This window comes from uncultured Tateyamaria sp. (assembly GCF_947503465.1).
In the GTDB taxonomy this organism is placed as follows: Bacteria; Pseudomonadota; Alphaproteobacteria; order Rhodobacterales; family Rhodobacteraceae; genus Tateyamaria.
Genome location: NZ_CANNDN010000002.1, coordinates 413205 through 427475 on the forward strand (window position 1 = coordinate 413205; position 14271 = coordinate 427475).

General features: G+C 62.9%; 14 protein-coding genes. 3 read left to right on the forward strand and 11 right to left on the reverse strand.

Annotated features, from left to right (window positions below; all coding sequences use genetic code 11):
• The first annotated feature begins 7 nt into the window (after positions 1–7).
• From Q0844_RS14585 to Q0844_RS14595, 3 genes are read left to right on the forward strand one after another with little or no spacing between them, the layout of a single operon-like run.
• Positions 8–1111, forward strand: a complete 1104-nt coding sequence (locus Q0844_RS14585; RefSeq protein ID WP_299046193.1) for a Gfo/Idh/MocA family oxidoreductase — start codon at positions 8–10, stop codon at positions 1109–1111.
• Between the two features lie 12 nt (positions 1112–1123).
• Positions 1124–2020, forward strand: a complete 897-nt coding sequence (locus Q0844_RS14590) for a TIM barrel protein (protein WP_299046195.1) — start codon at positions 1124–1126, stop codon at positions 2018–2020.
• A gap of 1 nt (position 2021) precedes the next feature.
• The gene (locus Q0844_RS14595) at positions 2022–3176 is read left to right on the forward strand and encodes a Gfo/Idh/MocA family oxidoreductase (protein WP_299046198.1); all 1155 of its coding nucleotides are present in this window, start codon (positions 2022–2024) and stop codon (positions 3174–3176) included.
• Positions 3177–3209: 33 nt separating this feature from the next.
• Here Q0844_RS14595 and Q0844_RS14600 read toward each other — a convergent pair whose 3' ends face one another.
• The 11 genes from Q0844_RS14600 to Q0844_RS14650 all read right to left on the reverse strand — a co-directional run bounded on the left by Q0844_RS14600 (position 3210) and on the right by Q0844_RS14650 (position 14270).
• On the reverse strand, positions 3210–3743 hold the full coding sequence (locus tag Q0844_RS14600) for a GNAT family N-acetyltransferase (RefSeq protein WP_299046200.1): 534 nt from the start codon (positions 3741–3743) through the stop codon (positions 3210–3212).
• Between the two features lie 80 nt (positions 3744–3823).
• Positions 3824–4825, reverse strand: coding sequence for a LacI family DNA-binding transcriptional regulator (locus Q0844_RS14605; RefSeq protein WP_299046201.1), 1002 nt, complete (start codon positions 4823–4825; stop codon positions 3824–3826).
• A gap of 3 nt (positions 4826–4828) precedes the next feature.
• Positions 4829–5026 carry a hypothetical protein gene (locus tag Q0844_RS14610; RefSeq protein ID WP_299046204.1) on the reverse strand — a complete coding sequence of 66 codons (198 nt, stop codon included), beginning with the start codon at positions 5024–5026 and terminating at the stop codon, positions 4829–4831.
• 4 nt (positions 5027–5030) lie between these two features.
• Complete coding sequence (locus Q0844_RS14615; protein WP_299046207.1) at positions 5031–5807, reverse strand: ATP-binding cassette domain-containing protein; 777 nt, start codon at positions 5805–5807, stop codon at positions 5031–5033.
• Between the two features lie 11 nt (positions 5808–5818).
• Positions 5819–6901, reverse strand: a complete 1083-nt coding sequence (locus Q0844_RS14620; RefSeq protein WP_299046209.1) for an ABC transporter permease — start codon at positions 6899–6901, stop codon at positions 5819–5821.
• Positions 6902–6993: 92 nt separating this feature from the next.
• A complete protein-coding gene (locus Q0844_RS14625; protein ID WP_299046211.1) occupies positions 6994–7932 on the reverse strand; it encodes a sugar ABC transporter substrate-binding protein in 939 nt (312 codons plus the stop codon).
• A 184-nt stretch (positions 7933–8116) separates the two neighbouring features.
• The gene (locus Q0844_RS14630; protein WP_299046213.1) at positions 8117–8785 is read right to left on the reverse strand and encodes a DNA-3-methyladenine glycosylase I; all 669 of its coding nucleotides are present in this window, start codon (positions 8783–8785) and stop codon (positions 8117–8119) included.
• A 110-nt stretch (positions 8786–8895) separates the two neighbouring features.
• Positions 8896–10020 (reverse strand): Gfo/Idh/MocA family oxidoreductase, encoded by a 1125-nt coding sequence (locus Q0844_RS14635; RefSeq protein ID WP_299046215.1) that lies wholly within the window; start codon positions 10018–10020, stop codon positions 8896–8898.
• 12 nt (positions 10021–10032) lie between these two features.
• The gene (locus tag Q0844_RS14640) at positions 10033–10788 is read right to left on the reverse strand and encodes a sugar phosphate isomerase/epimerase (RefSeq protein WP_299046218.1); all 756 of its coding nucleotides are present in this window, start codon (positions 10786–10788) and stop codon (positions 10033–10035) included.
• An 11-nt stretch (positions 10789–10799) separates the two neighbouring features.
• A complete protein-coding gene (locus Q0844_RS14645; protein WP_299046224.1) occupies positions 10800–13190 on the reverse strand; it encodes a glycoside hydrolase family 2 protein in 2391 nt (796 codons plus the stop codon).
• Positions 13191–13196: 6 nt separating this feature from the next.
• The gene (locus Q0844_RS14650) at positions 13197–14270 is read right to left on the reverse strand and encodes an ABC transporter ATP-binding protein (RefSeq protein ID WP_299046227.1); all 1074 of its coding nucleotides are present in this window, start codon (positions 14268–14270) and stop codon (positions 13197–13199) included.
• Between the last annotated feature and the right edge of the window lies 1 nt (position 14271).

Sequence of the window (14271 nt, forward strand, 5' to 3'; positions counted from 1 at the left end):
AGCCCGGATGGCGGAAATTGGCATCGGCATCGTCGGTGGCGGCTATATGGGCAAGGCCCATGCGGTGGCGTTTGGCGCCGTGGCCGCCGTGTTCGACACGGCCCTGCGCCCACGGCTCGAAATGGTGTGCGCGACCTCTGAGGCATCGGCGGAACGCTACCGCGCAACCTATGGCTTTACGCGCGCGACCGCTGACTGGCGCGTGCTGGTGGATGACCCAAAGGTCGAGGCGATTGTCATCGCATCGCCCCAGGACACGCACCGCGACATCGCCCTGGCCGCCCTTGCCGCCGGCAAACCTGTGCTGTGTGAAAAACCGCTTGCCGAAACACCCGATCATGCGCGTGAGATGGTGGCCGCGGCCAAGGCGGCGGGCGTCGCGAACATGGTCGGATTCAACTATGCCAAGACACCGGCCACGCAATATGCCCGCCAGCTGGTGGCCGAGGGACGCATCGGGCAGGTCACGTCGTTTCGCGGCGAGATGACCGAGGATTTCTTTGCCGATCCCAATGACCCCGGCACGTGGCGTGCGCAGGGCGATGCCAATGGCTGCATGGGCGATCTGGCGCCGCATCCCATCAACTGCGCACAGGCGCTGATGGGACCGATCGAGGCGCTGTTTGCCCGGGTTGAAACGGTGCACCGGGTGCGCGGTGGCATTGAGGTGACAAATGACGATCAGGCCTATCTGACCCTGCGCTTTGCCTCCGGCATCAATGGCAGCCTGTTCATCAGCCGCGTCGCGACGGGGCGCAAGATGGGCTATGCCTATGACATCTATGGCACCGGTGGCGCGATCCGTTTTGATGGCGAGGATCAGAATGCGCTGTGGCTTTACACCGCCGAGGGACCACAGGCCGAGCGCGGCTTTCGCAAGATCCTGACCGGGCCTGCGCATCCCGACTACCTGCCCTTCTGTCAGGGTCCCGGGCATGGCACCGGCTATCAGGACCAGATCATCATCGAGGCCAAGGACTTTCTGACCGCGATCCACACGGGTGATACCGTCTGGCCGACGTTCGAGGAAGGCCTGCGCGTCAATCAAGTTGTGGCTGCGGCCCTTGCCTCCTCTCGGGCAGAGGCTTGGGTCAATGTGGCGGATTTCTGAAGAGGCAAGGACATGATCAAGATCGGCAATGCCCCCTGTTCCTGGGGCGTGGAATTTGCGGACGACCCGCGCAACCCCGCATGGCGCAAGGTACTGCAGGAGAACGCGGATGCAGGCTACACCGGGATCGAATTGGGGCCCGTGGGCTTCATGCCCGAGGACCCCGCAGTTCTGGGTGATGCGTTGGAAGAGTTCGGGCAGGAATTGGTGGGCGGGGTTGTGTTCCGCCCGTTCCACGATCCTGCCGCGTGGGATGACGTGATGGACGGTGCCGTGCGCACCTGCAAGGCACTGAAGGCGCATGGCGCGCGGCATCTTGTGTTGATCGATTCCATTTCCGAACGGCGTGCGCCGACTGCGGGCCGCGCGGACGAGGCCGAACAGATGGGCACCGCGGAATGGACCGCGTTTCGCGACCGCATCGCGACCGTGGCCAGGATGGGGGCCGAAGACTATGGCCTGACTGTGGGCATTCACGCCCATGCCGCAGGCTTCATCGACTTTGAGCCGGAGCTGGAACGTCTGCTGGATGAGGTGGACGACAGCATCCTGAAGATCTGCTTTGACACCGGGCACCATTCCTATGCCGGTTTTGATCCCGTCGCGTTCATGAAGCGGCATATCGACCGCATCAGCTATATGCATTTCAAGGACATCGATCCCAAGGTGAAAGCCGATGTGATCGCCAAGCGCACCGGTTTCTACGACGCTTGCGGTCAGGGTATCTTCTGCAACCTGGGCGACGGCGATGTCGATTTTCCGGCCGTGCGGCAGCTTCTGCTGGACAACGGTTTTGACGGCTGGTGCACGGTGGAGCAGGATTGCGATCCTGCTGGCGACACCTCGCCCATCGACGACGCGAAACTGAACCGCGCCTATCTGCAATCCATCGGATTTGAAGGAGCCTGAGATGGCAAAGCTGCAATGGGGCATGATCGGAGGCGGTGAAGGCAGCCAGATTGGTCCGGCCCACCGTTTGGGTGCTGGCCTGGATGGGTTGTTCGACTTCACCGCAGGCGCGCTGGATCACCGTCCCGAGGAAGGGCGCGACTATGGTCGGCGTCTGGGCCTGGGGGATCGGGCCTATGGGTCCTGGCAGGACATGTTGGAGGGAGAGCGCAAGCGCGACGACAGGATCGACCTTGTGACCGTTGCCACGCCAAATGCCACGCATTTCGAGATCACCAAGGCCTTCCTTGAAGGCGGGTTTCACGTGCTGTGTGAAAAGCCGATGACCATGACCGTGGAAGAGGGTCAGGAGATCGTCGAGATCGCCCAGAAGACCGGCAATATCTGCGCGGTGAACTACGGCTATTCCGGCTATTCGCTGGTGCGTCACATGCGGGCCATGGTGGCGCGCGGCGACGTCGGCAAGGTGCGGCTGGTCGTGGCCGAATTTGCCCACGGGCACCATGCCGATGCCACAGATGCGGACAACCCGCGCGTCCGCTGGCGCTATGATCCCGCGCAGGCGGGCGTGTCGGCGCAGTTTGCCGATTGCGGCATTCATGCGATGCACATGGCATCTTTCGTGACGGGGCAGGAGGTTGAAAGGCTGAGCGCCGACACCGTGTCCTGCATCGATGTGCGCACCTTGGAAGATGACGCCATGGTCAACTTCCGCATGGATGGCGGTGCGGTCGGTCGGCTGTGGACGTCGTCGGTCGCCATCGGACGGCAGCACGGGCTGGGCATTCAGGTGTTTGGCGAAACCGGCGGTCTGCGGTGGAGCCAGGAACAGCCGAACCAGCTGTATTACATGCCGCTGAACGAGCGGTTGCAGGTGATCGAACGGGGCGAGGCGAACCTGTCGCCCGAGGCGGACCGCACCACCCGCGTCACCATTGGCCATGCCGAAGGGATGCCGCTGGCTTTTGCCAACATCTACACCGATCTGGCCGAGGCAATCCGGGCCCGCAAAGAAGGGCGGTTGATGGACCCGGCGGCCAACCTGTATCCGCGGGCCGAAGACGGGTTGCGGTCCATGGCAGCCGTTTTTGCAGTGGCGGAAAGCGGCAAGCAGAACGGTGCGTGGCTGGATGCGCGGCCACCGATGTTTCGGTAGCTGAGGTTACCCATGGGTAACCACAACGCTTTGTTAAGGAATGTAAATTTCAGATTTCTCCACCGTCCGGGGGGCCGGGACGGTAAAGATCACCTGTTCATTCCCGAAACGGGTCAGGCGGGTATCTTCGGCAAAACCAAGGCGTTCCAGCAACCGGCACGACGCGGCATTCGCCGCTTGCGTCTCTGCAATGATCCGGGGCAGTTGCACGTCCAGCAGCCCATGAGTCACGACACGTTCCGTCGCTTCGCAGGCCAGTCCCCGGCCCCACGCGCGCGGATGGAACTGGTAGGACAGTTCAATATCCTGCCCGTCCTTGTGCGGTCCAAGTTCGACCAACCCGATGGCCTGTCCCCGTGGTCGGGCACAGACCAGCCATGCCCCTGACCCGCGCCCAACCACCAAAAGATGCAGAAAGCGAGACAGCCGTGCGCGCCGTGGCGCAGCCCCCCCAAGGTAGCGGCGCACCTCTGGATGCCCGACCAACTGCCAGTAAAATGGAAAATCGCGCAGCCGCAGCGGGCGCAGGGCAAGCCGTGGCGTGTCCAACAGGGGCGCGAAGGTCATGCGCGATTAAGGACCGGGTGCGATCCGTCGCGCAATGTCCAAACAGCGGCACCGCAGCGCGTAGGCGCCAAGTCGCCGGATCAGGTTTCGACCGGGCGCAGCGTACCGCGTTCGACCACGTGGCAGTCAAAGGTCAGGGATTGGGCAACGGTTTCCTCGCCATCCAGCATCGCCTCGACCAGATCGACGGACGTGCGCACGATCTCGTCTATGGGATTGTGGAGGGTGGTAAGGTCAATCAGTTCCCAGGCGGCCATTTCCATGTTGTTCAGCCCGATGATGCCCACGTCATCCGGCACCGACAGGCCCGCATCCTTGATCGCGGACATTGCCCCGATGGACAGCACGTCGTCCCCGCAGAAATACGCCTCGGCCGGGCCCATGGACAGAAGGCGCGCCATCTCGTCCCGCCCGGCGTTGAAGGAATAGGCCTTGGCATAGCTGACCGACAGCGACACGTCCGGGTGGCGGCCCAGTTCCTCGGCAAAGCCGGTGTGACGGTCGCGGGTCGACGTGGCGCTGAGCGGACCTGCCAGAAAGCCGACCTTGCGGTAACCGCGCTTGATCAACTCGCGCGCGGCGATGCGCCCGGCCTCGATATTGTCGATACCCAGCACGTTGATCTTGGGCGCATCCGTCAGACGGCCAAAGGAGTGCACGACGCGCATCCCCGCCTCGTGAAAGCTTTCTGCGAAGCTGACCGGCAGGGTGGACGAGGCCACGATTACTGCGTCGACCGAGTATTGCTGCAGCAGGCGGACCGAATTCGACGGGTCCATCTCGTCCGAGAGGTTGACCAGAAGCGGGCGCAGGCCACGTTTTTGCAACTCGCGCGTGACCAGATCAAAGACTTCGAGGAAGATCGGGTTGTGGAAGTTGTTGGACACCACGCCCACCAGCTTCGTCCGGCCCGTGGTCAGGGACGAGGCCAGCGCGTTGGGGCTGTAGCCGAGTTCGGCGGCGGCCTTTTCGACCTTTTCGCGGGTCTTGCCGCTGATCGATGCGCCGGGCGTGAAACAGCGCGACACGGCAGAGCGGGACACGCCCGCGCGTTCGGCCACATCCTTGAGGGTCACGGCCATCGCTCAGCCCTCCGCATCGTATATTGACCAGTCCACGAGGCTGAACTGCCACTGCGCGAAGGCCCCGATGGCAAAGGTGAACACGGCCCAGCCCACGGCACCGGCGGAAAGTTCGAACAGCCCCCACAAAACGCACACGGCGACGGTCAGGTGCCGTCGCCATGCCTGGACAAAGAAGGAATGATCAAGGTAGCGTTTCACCGGATCAGGCTGCGTCCTCGTACCCTTCCTGGGTCTTGGCCCCGGTGATGTAGGCAACCACGTCCTGTCCATCGGTGTCTTCCTTGCGAAGGTTCGCGCAAATGCGTCCGCGCCGGAAAACCACGATCCGGTCCACCAAGTCAAACACCTGCCGCATGTTGTGGCTGACCAGGATCAGGGGTTCGCCCTGTTCCTTGAGCGTGCGGATGATGTTTTCGACCTGTGCGGTTTCCTGCACGCCCAGCGCTGCCGTGGGTTCGTCCATGATTGTGAGCCGTGAGTGGAAGGTGGCCGTGCGCGCAATCGCCACGCATTGCCGCTGGCCGCCCGACATGTTGCGGATGGTGTTGCGGATGTTGGGGATTTTCACGGCCGTCTTTTCCAACCCGTCCATGGTGGCCTGACGCATGGCCTTGTAATCCAGCAGGCGGAACGGACCCAGCCAGTCGAATCTGGTCTTTTCGCGGCCCAGGAACAGGTTATCGGGCACGTCCAGGTCATCGGCGAGTGCCAGCGTCTGGAACACGGTCTCGATGCCGGCTTTGCGCGCGTCGAGGGGGCCGTCAAAGTGCACCGGCTCACCGTAGAACATGATGTCGCCGCGCGTACGTTGTTCGACCCCTGTGATCTGGCGGACAAAGGTGGACTTGCCCGCGCCGTTGTCGCCCATGATCGCCACGTGCTCGCCCTGTTTGAGGGTAAAGTTGGCGTCGTTGAGGGCGTGCACACCACCGTAGTGTTTGGTCAGCCCCCGCGTCTCAAGTACGATTTCGTCACTCATGATCGCCCCCGTCAACTTCGCAATGCCGCGCGTTCTTGCCGGACCTTGTCCAGCACGACCGCGCCGATGATGATCCCGCCCATCGCCATCAACTGGTAGAAGGCGTCAAGCTTGATGTAGGTGAACCCGGACTGGATCACGCCAAAGACCATGGCCCCCAGCACCGTGCCGATGATCGACCCGCGCCCGCCCGTCAGGCTGACGCCGCCGATCACGGCCATGGCGATGGCGTAGAGTTCATAGAAGATGCCCATGCCGGATTGCGCCGTGAGGTTCTTGGAACTGAGCACGATGGCCGCAAAGGCCGCCAGCATCGAGGCGATCATGTAGACCACCACCTTGTGACGCTGCACGTTGATGCCCGACATCCTTGCTGCATCCTCGTTTGATCCGATGGCGTAGGTGTGTTTGCCGTAGACGGTGTATTTGAGGATGAAGTGGAAGAGCACCGCCAGGGCCAGGAACAGGTAGACGGGCATCATGCCCTTGCCGATCAGGGCATAGGTTTCGGTGGGGAAGGATACGGGCTGTCCGCGCGTCCAGGCCTGCGCGATGCCGCGGCAGATCAGGAACATGCCCAGCGTCGCGATAAACGGCGGGATCTTGGTATAGGCGATCAGACTGCCGTTTATGGCGCCGATGAAGGCCCCGAAACTGAGGCCCACGATCAGCGGTACGATGACCGGCAAATCAAAGGCCCAGTCGCCGAACACCGCCTTGGGGTTCGGGCCGCCATTGACCAGTTCGGTCTGGGCAAAGGACATCACGATCATCGCCGTTGCCCCCACCAATGGGCCGGAACTGAGGTCGATGCCGCCCGAGATGATCACCTGCGTCACCCCCAGCGCGATGATGCCGATGATGGCGACCTGCAGGATGATGATGCGCAGCCGTGCCTCGTTGAAGATGCTGTCAAAGCGGTCGCGTGTGTCGAAGAGAAAGCTTTGCCCGTTCATGTAGGGCAGAAATTGCCCCGCCGCCTCGAACGCGAAGATGATCAGGATCAGCGCGAAAAAGATATTAAGCTCGTTTGGCCAGGCCCGTCGCTTGCTGTCGAATGTCAGCCCGCCGGTGCCCTGCGATGCGTCGGCCATGGGTGCCTCCCGGGTTGAGCGGTCCTATGGGCCGCCTCTTTTGTCAGGACAGGGTGGTCGGGCCGCGTCATGCGCCGCCCGACCGATCCGAATTATTGCAGGAAGTCTGCAACATTGTCCGGCGTCACCAGCTTGAACGGGATGAAGACGGTCTTGTCGACGTCATCGCCGTTTGCCAGCTTGATCGCGGTGTCGATCGAGCCTGCGCCCTGACCCGCGAGGTCCTGGAACACGGTCACGTCCATGTCACCTGCCTGCATCGACACCAGCGCGTCAGGTGTGGCGTCCACGCCGCCCACTTCGACGTCATCCATCGAAATGCCCGCCGCTTTCATCGCCTGGATCGCGCCAATCGCCATTTCGTCGTTGTTGGCAAAGACCGCGTCAAACGGTTCGCCCGCCGAAATCCAGTTGGTCATCAGGTCTTGCGCCTGGTCGCGGGACCAGTTGGCCGTCTGCTTGTCGATCAGGGTGATGAAGTTGCACATGTCCATGCCAATCACGTCTTCAACATCCTTGGACCGCTGCACAGCCGCCTGGTTCGACAACTGACCCATCAGCATGTAGGCGGTGGCCCCGCCCGACTTGCCCGCGGCGCGCAGGTTCTTGCAGATCTCGAACGCCTTGAGCGTGCCGCTTTCGATCTCGTTCGATGCAACGAACGCCTGGCCTTCGGGCAACGTGTCCATGTTGATGGGCTGGCGGTTCACATAGACCAGCGGCACACCGGCAGCGGCAGCAGCCTGGCTCATCGCTTCGGTCGCGTTGGTGTCGACCGCGTTCACGATGATCGCGTCCACGCCGCTCGCGATGAAGTTGTTGATCTGGTCAAGCTGGCGCGCCACGTCGTCTTGCGCGTCTTCCATGATCAGTTCGACACCGTCCAGCGTTTCCACGTGATCGGTCATGCCGTTGCGCATGATCGTCAGGCCGTTGTCGTCAAAACGGGCCACGGACACACCGATGGTTTCGGCCATGGCCGTGCCACCCATCAGCATGGCGAGCGCGCCCACTGTCACAAATTTCTTCATGGTTTCCTCCCAAGTTGCGTGTCCGGATCACGCCATTTTTTGCCGGACCGCCGACCGGAAACCGTCTCTCATCGGACTGAGTCTCCGGTTGGCAACGACCGCGATGATATGCGAGTCGCTGCATTTTGCAACCGGTTGCATTCAAAATTTCAATTGGGCCGCATCTGCCCGGTGGCCCGCGCCCCTATCCGCAGCTTGTGGCCAGGATGCGGCTGATCTCTTTCAGGGAGCGCCCCGATTGGGCCTGCCAATCGTTCATCGCGGTCTGTACCGCCTTCATCGCGGACTTGGAGGTCGGCGGTTTGTCGATCACCCCTTCGGCGATCAATCGCGCGGTCACGTCACGCGACAGGATATAGCCGTCCACGCCCATAAAGCGCAGAAAATACTGTCCGGTGTTGCCACCCAATCGGGTGCCGTCCCTTTTCAGAAAGTCCAGCAAACCGGCATAATCATCCGCGGGCCACGCGGCGACCATCTGTGCAAAGCTGCCATGGGTCGCGGCCTGTTCCTGAATGAAAACAGCATTCTGCTGCACGGACCTGATCTTTTGCGGGAAGCGGACAATGGCCTTGTTTGCGCATAGTTCGTCAAACCAGTCCTCGCTCATCATGGCGCAGCGCCCGATGTCGAACCCGTGAAACGCCTCTTCGAATCCGGGCCACATGTTGTCCACGACCTTCCAGTTGAACCCGGCCTGAAAGATCGAGCGGGTCATCTGGGCAAGCCAACGGTCATCGGGGATTTGGGCCAGCGCATCGGGCGTGGCTGATGGCGCGAATTCTCCCAGCACTGCGGCAACCCCGCCCTTGCGGTCTGCGCTGATGGCAAGAATGTCGTCTAGGCTGCGCATGGTGGAACTCCTCTGGCTGGCTCGGCGCAGGATAGGCCGCGTGCCGCGCATCAGAGAAGGCGCAATTCCGTCACCGGGGTGGTGCGCAAATGCGCGCACCACCCTGGATCCTATTTCAGCAGCGCCCTTGCGGCATCCGCAGTCATCGGGTCCGGCCGCGCGCAGGTTGATCCAAGCGTCACCATGTTACCGGTGTCCCCCGCCTGCAGGATGGCCGTCATCACATCGACTGCGTGCAGGGCCAGTTCCAGCGAACAGCGATGTGCCCGCCCTTCGTTCATGGCCTGCGCCATATCCGCCAACCCGGCGGTGCGATAATTGGCGCGCGCAACGCCGTTGTTGTCGACATTGGGCACGCCGAACGGGTGGGTCGTCGTGTTCAGCGACGCGGTTTCGCCGCTCTTGTCCACGATCTCGACGTCGCCCGAAAACCAGTTGGGATCGGGCAGGAACATGCTGCCCCGGGTGCCGTACAGCTCCATATGCCCGTGCCGGTGTGCCCAGACATCCCATGATGTGGACAGGGTGATCGTGGCCCCGTTTTCAAAGTCCAGAAGGGCGTGGATATTGGTCGGGGTCTTGACCGGGATCACCTCGCCCTTGCGCGGTTCGGACAGGATTGTGCGGCTGGTTTCAGGCGTCGAGGTCAGCGCACCGACGCGGCGCACCGGGCCCAAAAGCTGGATCAGGTTGGTGACGTAGTACGGCCCGATATCCAGCATCGGCCCCGCGCCGGGCAGGAAGAAAAAGTCGGGATTGGGGTGCCAGTGTTCCATTCCGTGGTTCATCACGTGGGCCGTGCCTGCCACCACATTGCCGATCTTGCCCGCATCGATCGCCGCCCGCGCGGCCTGATGGGCACCGCCCAGAAACGTGTCGGGGGCAGACCCGACGCGCAGGTCCCGGGCCGCCGCCAGCGAGCGCAGGTCTTCGCCCTGTTCCTGCGTCAGTACGATCGGCTTTTCCGAATAGGCGTGTTTGCCCGCCTGCAGGATGGACCGCGTCACTGCGAAATGCGCATCCGGGATGGTCAGGTTCACGATGATGTCGATGTCACCAGCGGCCAGCAGATCGTCCACGCTGCTGGCGCGTACGCCAAATTTGGTTGCCTGGGCCTGGGCCGCATCCATATCGAGGTCGGCGACCGCGCGCACCTCAAGTCCCTGAAACAACGGGGCCAGTGTCAGGTAAGCGGTCGAGATGTTGCCGCAGCCGATAATTCCAATGCCTTGCATGTGTCCCTCCGCTCAGAAATTCTGTGTTGCGTCGAACGCACGCTGGGCAAAGCGGCGGTGATCGCTGGGGTTGTCGTGTTCCATCACAAAGTGGCGCGTGCCCGCGGCCTTCAGGGCCGAAAACAGCGCGGGCCACGCCATCGTCCCGTGCCCGACATCGGCCCAGCCATCTTCGTCCCCGGCCTGCCCGGGGTGCGCGATGTCCTTGAGGTGCGCGATGGCAATCCGTGCCCCATAGGTGCCGATAGGTGCCATGGGATCGGCCCCGGCCCGCACGGCCCAGGCCACATCATATTCGAACAGAACGTCGCCCGCGTGTTCAAGGATCAGGTCCATCGGCAGCGTGCCATCCGGAAGCGGCATGAATTCGAAGTCGTGATTGTGGTAGGCCGTGTCCAGACCGGATTGCGCGAACCGGTCCTGCACAGCGGCAAGCCGCGCGCCGTAGGCCTGCCAGCCCGCCGCGTCCGTGGGCCGGTCATCGGGCATGATGTAGGGGATCACCACCGTTTCGACCCCGAACCGGTCCGCTATCCGACGCACGTTTTCGGGATCGCTTTCGCACAGGTCGAGGCCCACATGGCAACTGGGCATCGTCAGGCCCGTGTCCTGCAATCCGCGATCCAGGGCGGCCAGCGCATCGTCATCCGTGACAAGCGCGCCATACCCTTCGACATGGGCATAGCCGATATCGGCCAGCATATGCAGGGTGTCGCCCAGAGGCGGAAACAGGCGGGAGCTGTAAAGCTGGTAGGACAGGGCTGTCATGTCAGGACCTTTCAAATGTCATGGGTGGCAGAGTGCAGATCGCGCACGGTGAACGCGGGCGTCGCGCCGGGTGCGGCAGGAACGAACCGAAGTGTGACGGGCCGGCCCGGCAACAGGTCAAACGCGTTGTCGCTGAACCGTCCCGGCTGGTCCGCTTCGACCGCAACAAAAAGGGCCAGGGCCGATGCCGTCAGGGTCACCAGCCAGTGGCCATCGCCCTCGGTCACCTTGACCGAGAGGCCGGACGGCAGCAGCGGCAGGCCCTTGTAGGGCACGGGCGCAAAATGATCGGACCCGCCTGCCGCGCCGCGTGTGGTCCAATCGAACCAGAGAACCTCATCCAAAGCGAGCGCGCCATCCGGCACCGCAAGGGCGGAAACGGACTGCGACACGGGTGCTGCGACGCTGGCCTGTCCCAGCGCCCGCAAGGTCCCGGATGGTGACGCGGCATAGACCATCACGTCCACATCAACCTCGCCTTGCCCATCGTTTACAACGCGCAGGTCGGTCCCCGCGTCCCCCGGTACAGCCGTGACAAGCACATCGGCGTAGAACCGGTGCGCGGCGTGGTGCAGCAGTTTCCATCCGCCGCCGTGATCCAGGCTTGACCACGAACAGACCGGCCAAGTGTCGTTCAGCTGCCAATACAACGTGCCCATGCAATGCGGTTTCAGGCTGCGCCAATGGGTAACGGCGGTCTTGATCGCCAGTGCCTGCTGCACCTGGCTGAGGTAGACAAAATTCTCGAACCCCACGGGAAAGCGGAAATAGCGGAACATGGTTTCCGCGATCCGGGCATTGCCGCCTGCGTTCTTCTGATGGCTTTCCATCACCGGGGCCGCGATGTTGAAATCGGCAGTATCCGCAAAACGGCGGATCACGTCCATGGACGGATAGGATTGGAATCCGAACTCGGAACAAAAGCGGGGCGACACGTCCCGGTAATGCTCAAAATCGCGGCCCTCGTGCCAGACGGACCAGAAATGCATGTCGCCCGCGCGGTCGTTGTGCCAACCGCCGCTGAAACTCATCGGCCCGGGCGAGGGGCTGGACGGCCACCAGAGGGCGTCCGGTGCCGTGGCCCTAACCGCGGTTTCGATGATCCGGTTGAGCCGATCATAGGCCACCAGATACCGATCTCGGTCCTTGCGGCTTTCCTCGTACCAGGTCAGCGCGCCCAGCAGTTCATTGTCCCCGCACCACAGCGCGATGCAGGCATGGTGGTTCAGGCGGGCCACCTGTTCGCGGACTTCAGCGTCGATATCGGCCAGAAACGCATCGTCGGATGGATACAGATGGCAGGCAAACATGAAATCCTGCCAGACCAGCAGACCCAACGCGTCGCACAGATCATAGAACCAGTCGGGCTCGTACCGTCCGCCACCCCAAACCCGGATCATGTTCATGTTGGCATCGACCGCCGATTGCAGCAGGTCGCGGCACATGTCGGGCGTGATGGCACCGCCCAAGGCATCCGCCGGTATCCAGTTCGCACCCCGCATGAAAGTTGGACGCCCGTTGACATGCAGCGCAAAACCGCTGCCTGTCGCATCTGGCGTTGTGACCAGCGCCACATGGCGCAGACCGATCTTGCGGGTGGCCTCTGCCCCGCCGGCGGTGACCTGCAGGCAATGCAGCGTCTGATCCCCCTGCCCCACGGGCCACCACATGTCCGGGTCTGCCACCGCAAGCGTGACCTGCGCGGTGCCATCCCGGATGGGGGCTTGGGCCGTCACACCGCATAGGGACACGGCAACGTCACTGCCATCCTCGACCCCCTCGGTTCGGACCGTCGCCGTCACCGTCACGGCACCCGGCGCGTGCGTTTGCGCCACGATGACATCCGCAATACGCGGCCCGTGCGGGTCCAGCCGGATGTCGCCGTAAAGACCAAAGGGCGCCAGGGCGATGTTCCAGTCCCAGCCAAAGTCGCATTCGGGTTTGCGCAGCATATTGCCATGCGGGATCGGGCAATTGTCCGTCTGAAAGGGCACCGGGACAGGCTGAGCGTCGGCCCGTGCCCTGGCAATGCGAGGGGCAGAGCGAAAATGCAGCGTGATGACGTTTTCGCCAGCCACCAGGGCGTCCGACACGTCGATCCGGTAGGTGCGGAACATGCTGTCGGCCTGCAACACGGTCGTTCCGTTCAGCGACACATCGACAACGGTGTCGAGCATCGACAGGACCAGCGTCATCTTGCGCCCGGTCGCACGGAATGTCCGGGTCAGCAGCCAATCCCGGTCCGCGATCCAGCGCAGGTCATATTCGTTGCGGCCCCAATACGGGTCAGGGATGACGCCGGCATCGCGCAGCGCGCTGATCCCGTCGCCGGGCAGCACCATCGGTGCCGTGAACTGCCCCGTCTCGTCCGAGAGGTGCCATTGGCCGCTCAGGTCCTGCATGCCGGCTCAGACCCTTTCCTCGGTCGTTTTGTCAAACAGCGACGCACGGGCCGGGTCAAACCCGATCAGGATGCTGTCCCCTGTGGACACTGCCGCCTGCCCGTCCATCCGGATGCGCACCGGCACCCCGGCCAGATCGGCCCAGGCCAACGTGTCGGACCCCATCGGTTCCACGATGTCGATGGTGACCTCGGCCGTGACCGGCAGATGGCGCGCGCCATCACCGGACACGATATGTTCCGGTCGGATGCCCAGCCACGCCGGACCATTCTGCGCGGCCCCCTGAAACGTGTACCCCTCCAGCGAAAAGCGCTGCGTGGCGGTGACAAACACGCCGTCTTCGACCGACCCTTCAAAGAAGTTGATCTCGGGGCTGCCGATGAACCCGGCCACATATTTGTTTGTGGGCCGGTTGTAGATTTCGGTCGGGGTATCCAGTTGCTGGATGATCCCGCCCTTCATGATGGCGATGCGGTCGGCCAGTGTCATCGCCTCGACCTGATCGTGGGTGACATAGATCATCGTGTTTTTCAGGTTGTGGTGCAGGCGCTTGATCTCGACCCGCAGGTCGGCGCGCAACTTGGCATCCAGGTTCGACAGGGGTTCGTCAAACAGGAACACGTCCACGTCGCGCACAAGGGCCCGGCCAATGGCGACCCGCTGGCGCTGCCCGCCGGACAGGGCGGCGGGTTTGCGCTGCAACAGCGGCTCGATCTGCAAGATCTCTGCCGCCCGCGCCACGCGTTTCCTGATCTCGTCGCGCGCCATCCGCGCGTTTTTCAGACCGAATGACAGGTTCCCCTCGACCGTCATTTGCGGGTAGAGCGCGTAGGACTGGAACACCATGCCGATGCCACGGCCCGAGGGTTCCTCCCACGTCACATTGCGGTCGTTGATGTGGATTTCGCCGTCTGTGACGTCCAGCAGCCCCGCGATGCAGTTGAGCAGCGTGGACTTCCCACAGCCCGACGCACCCAGCAGCACCAGAAACTCGCCCTCGGGTATGTCGATGTTGAGGTTGTCCAGCACGGTCAGCGCGCCGAATTTCAAAGTCAGGTCTTTGACAAGAACAGAAGTCATG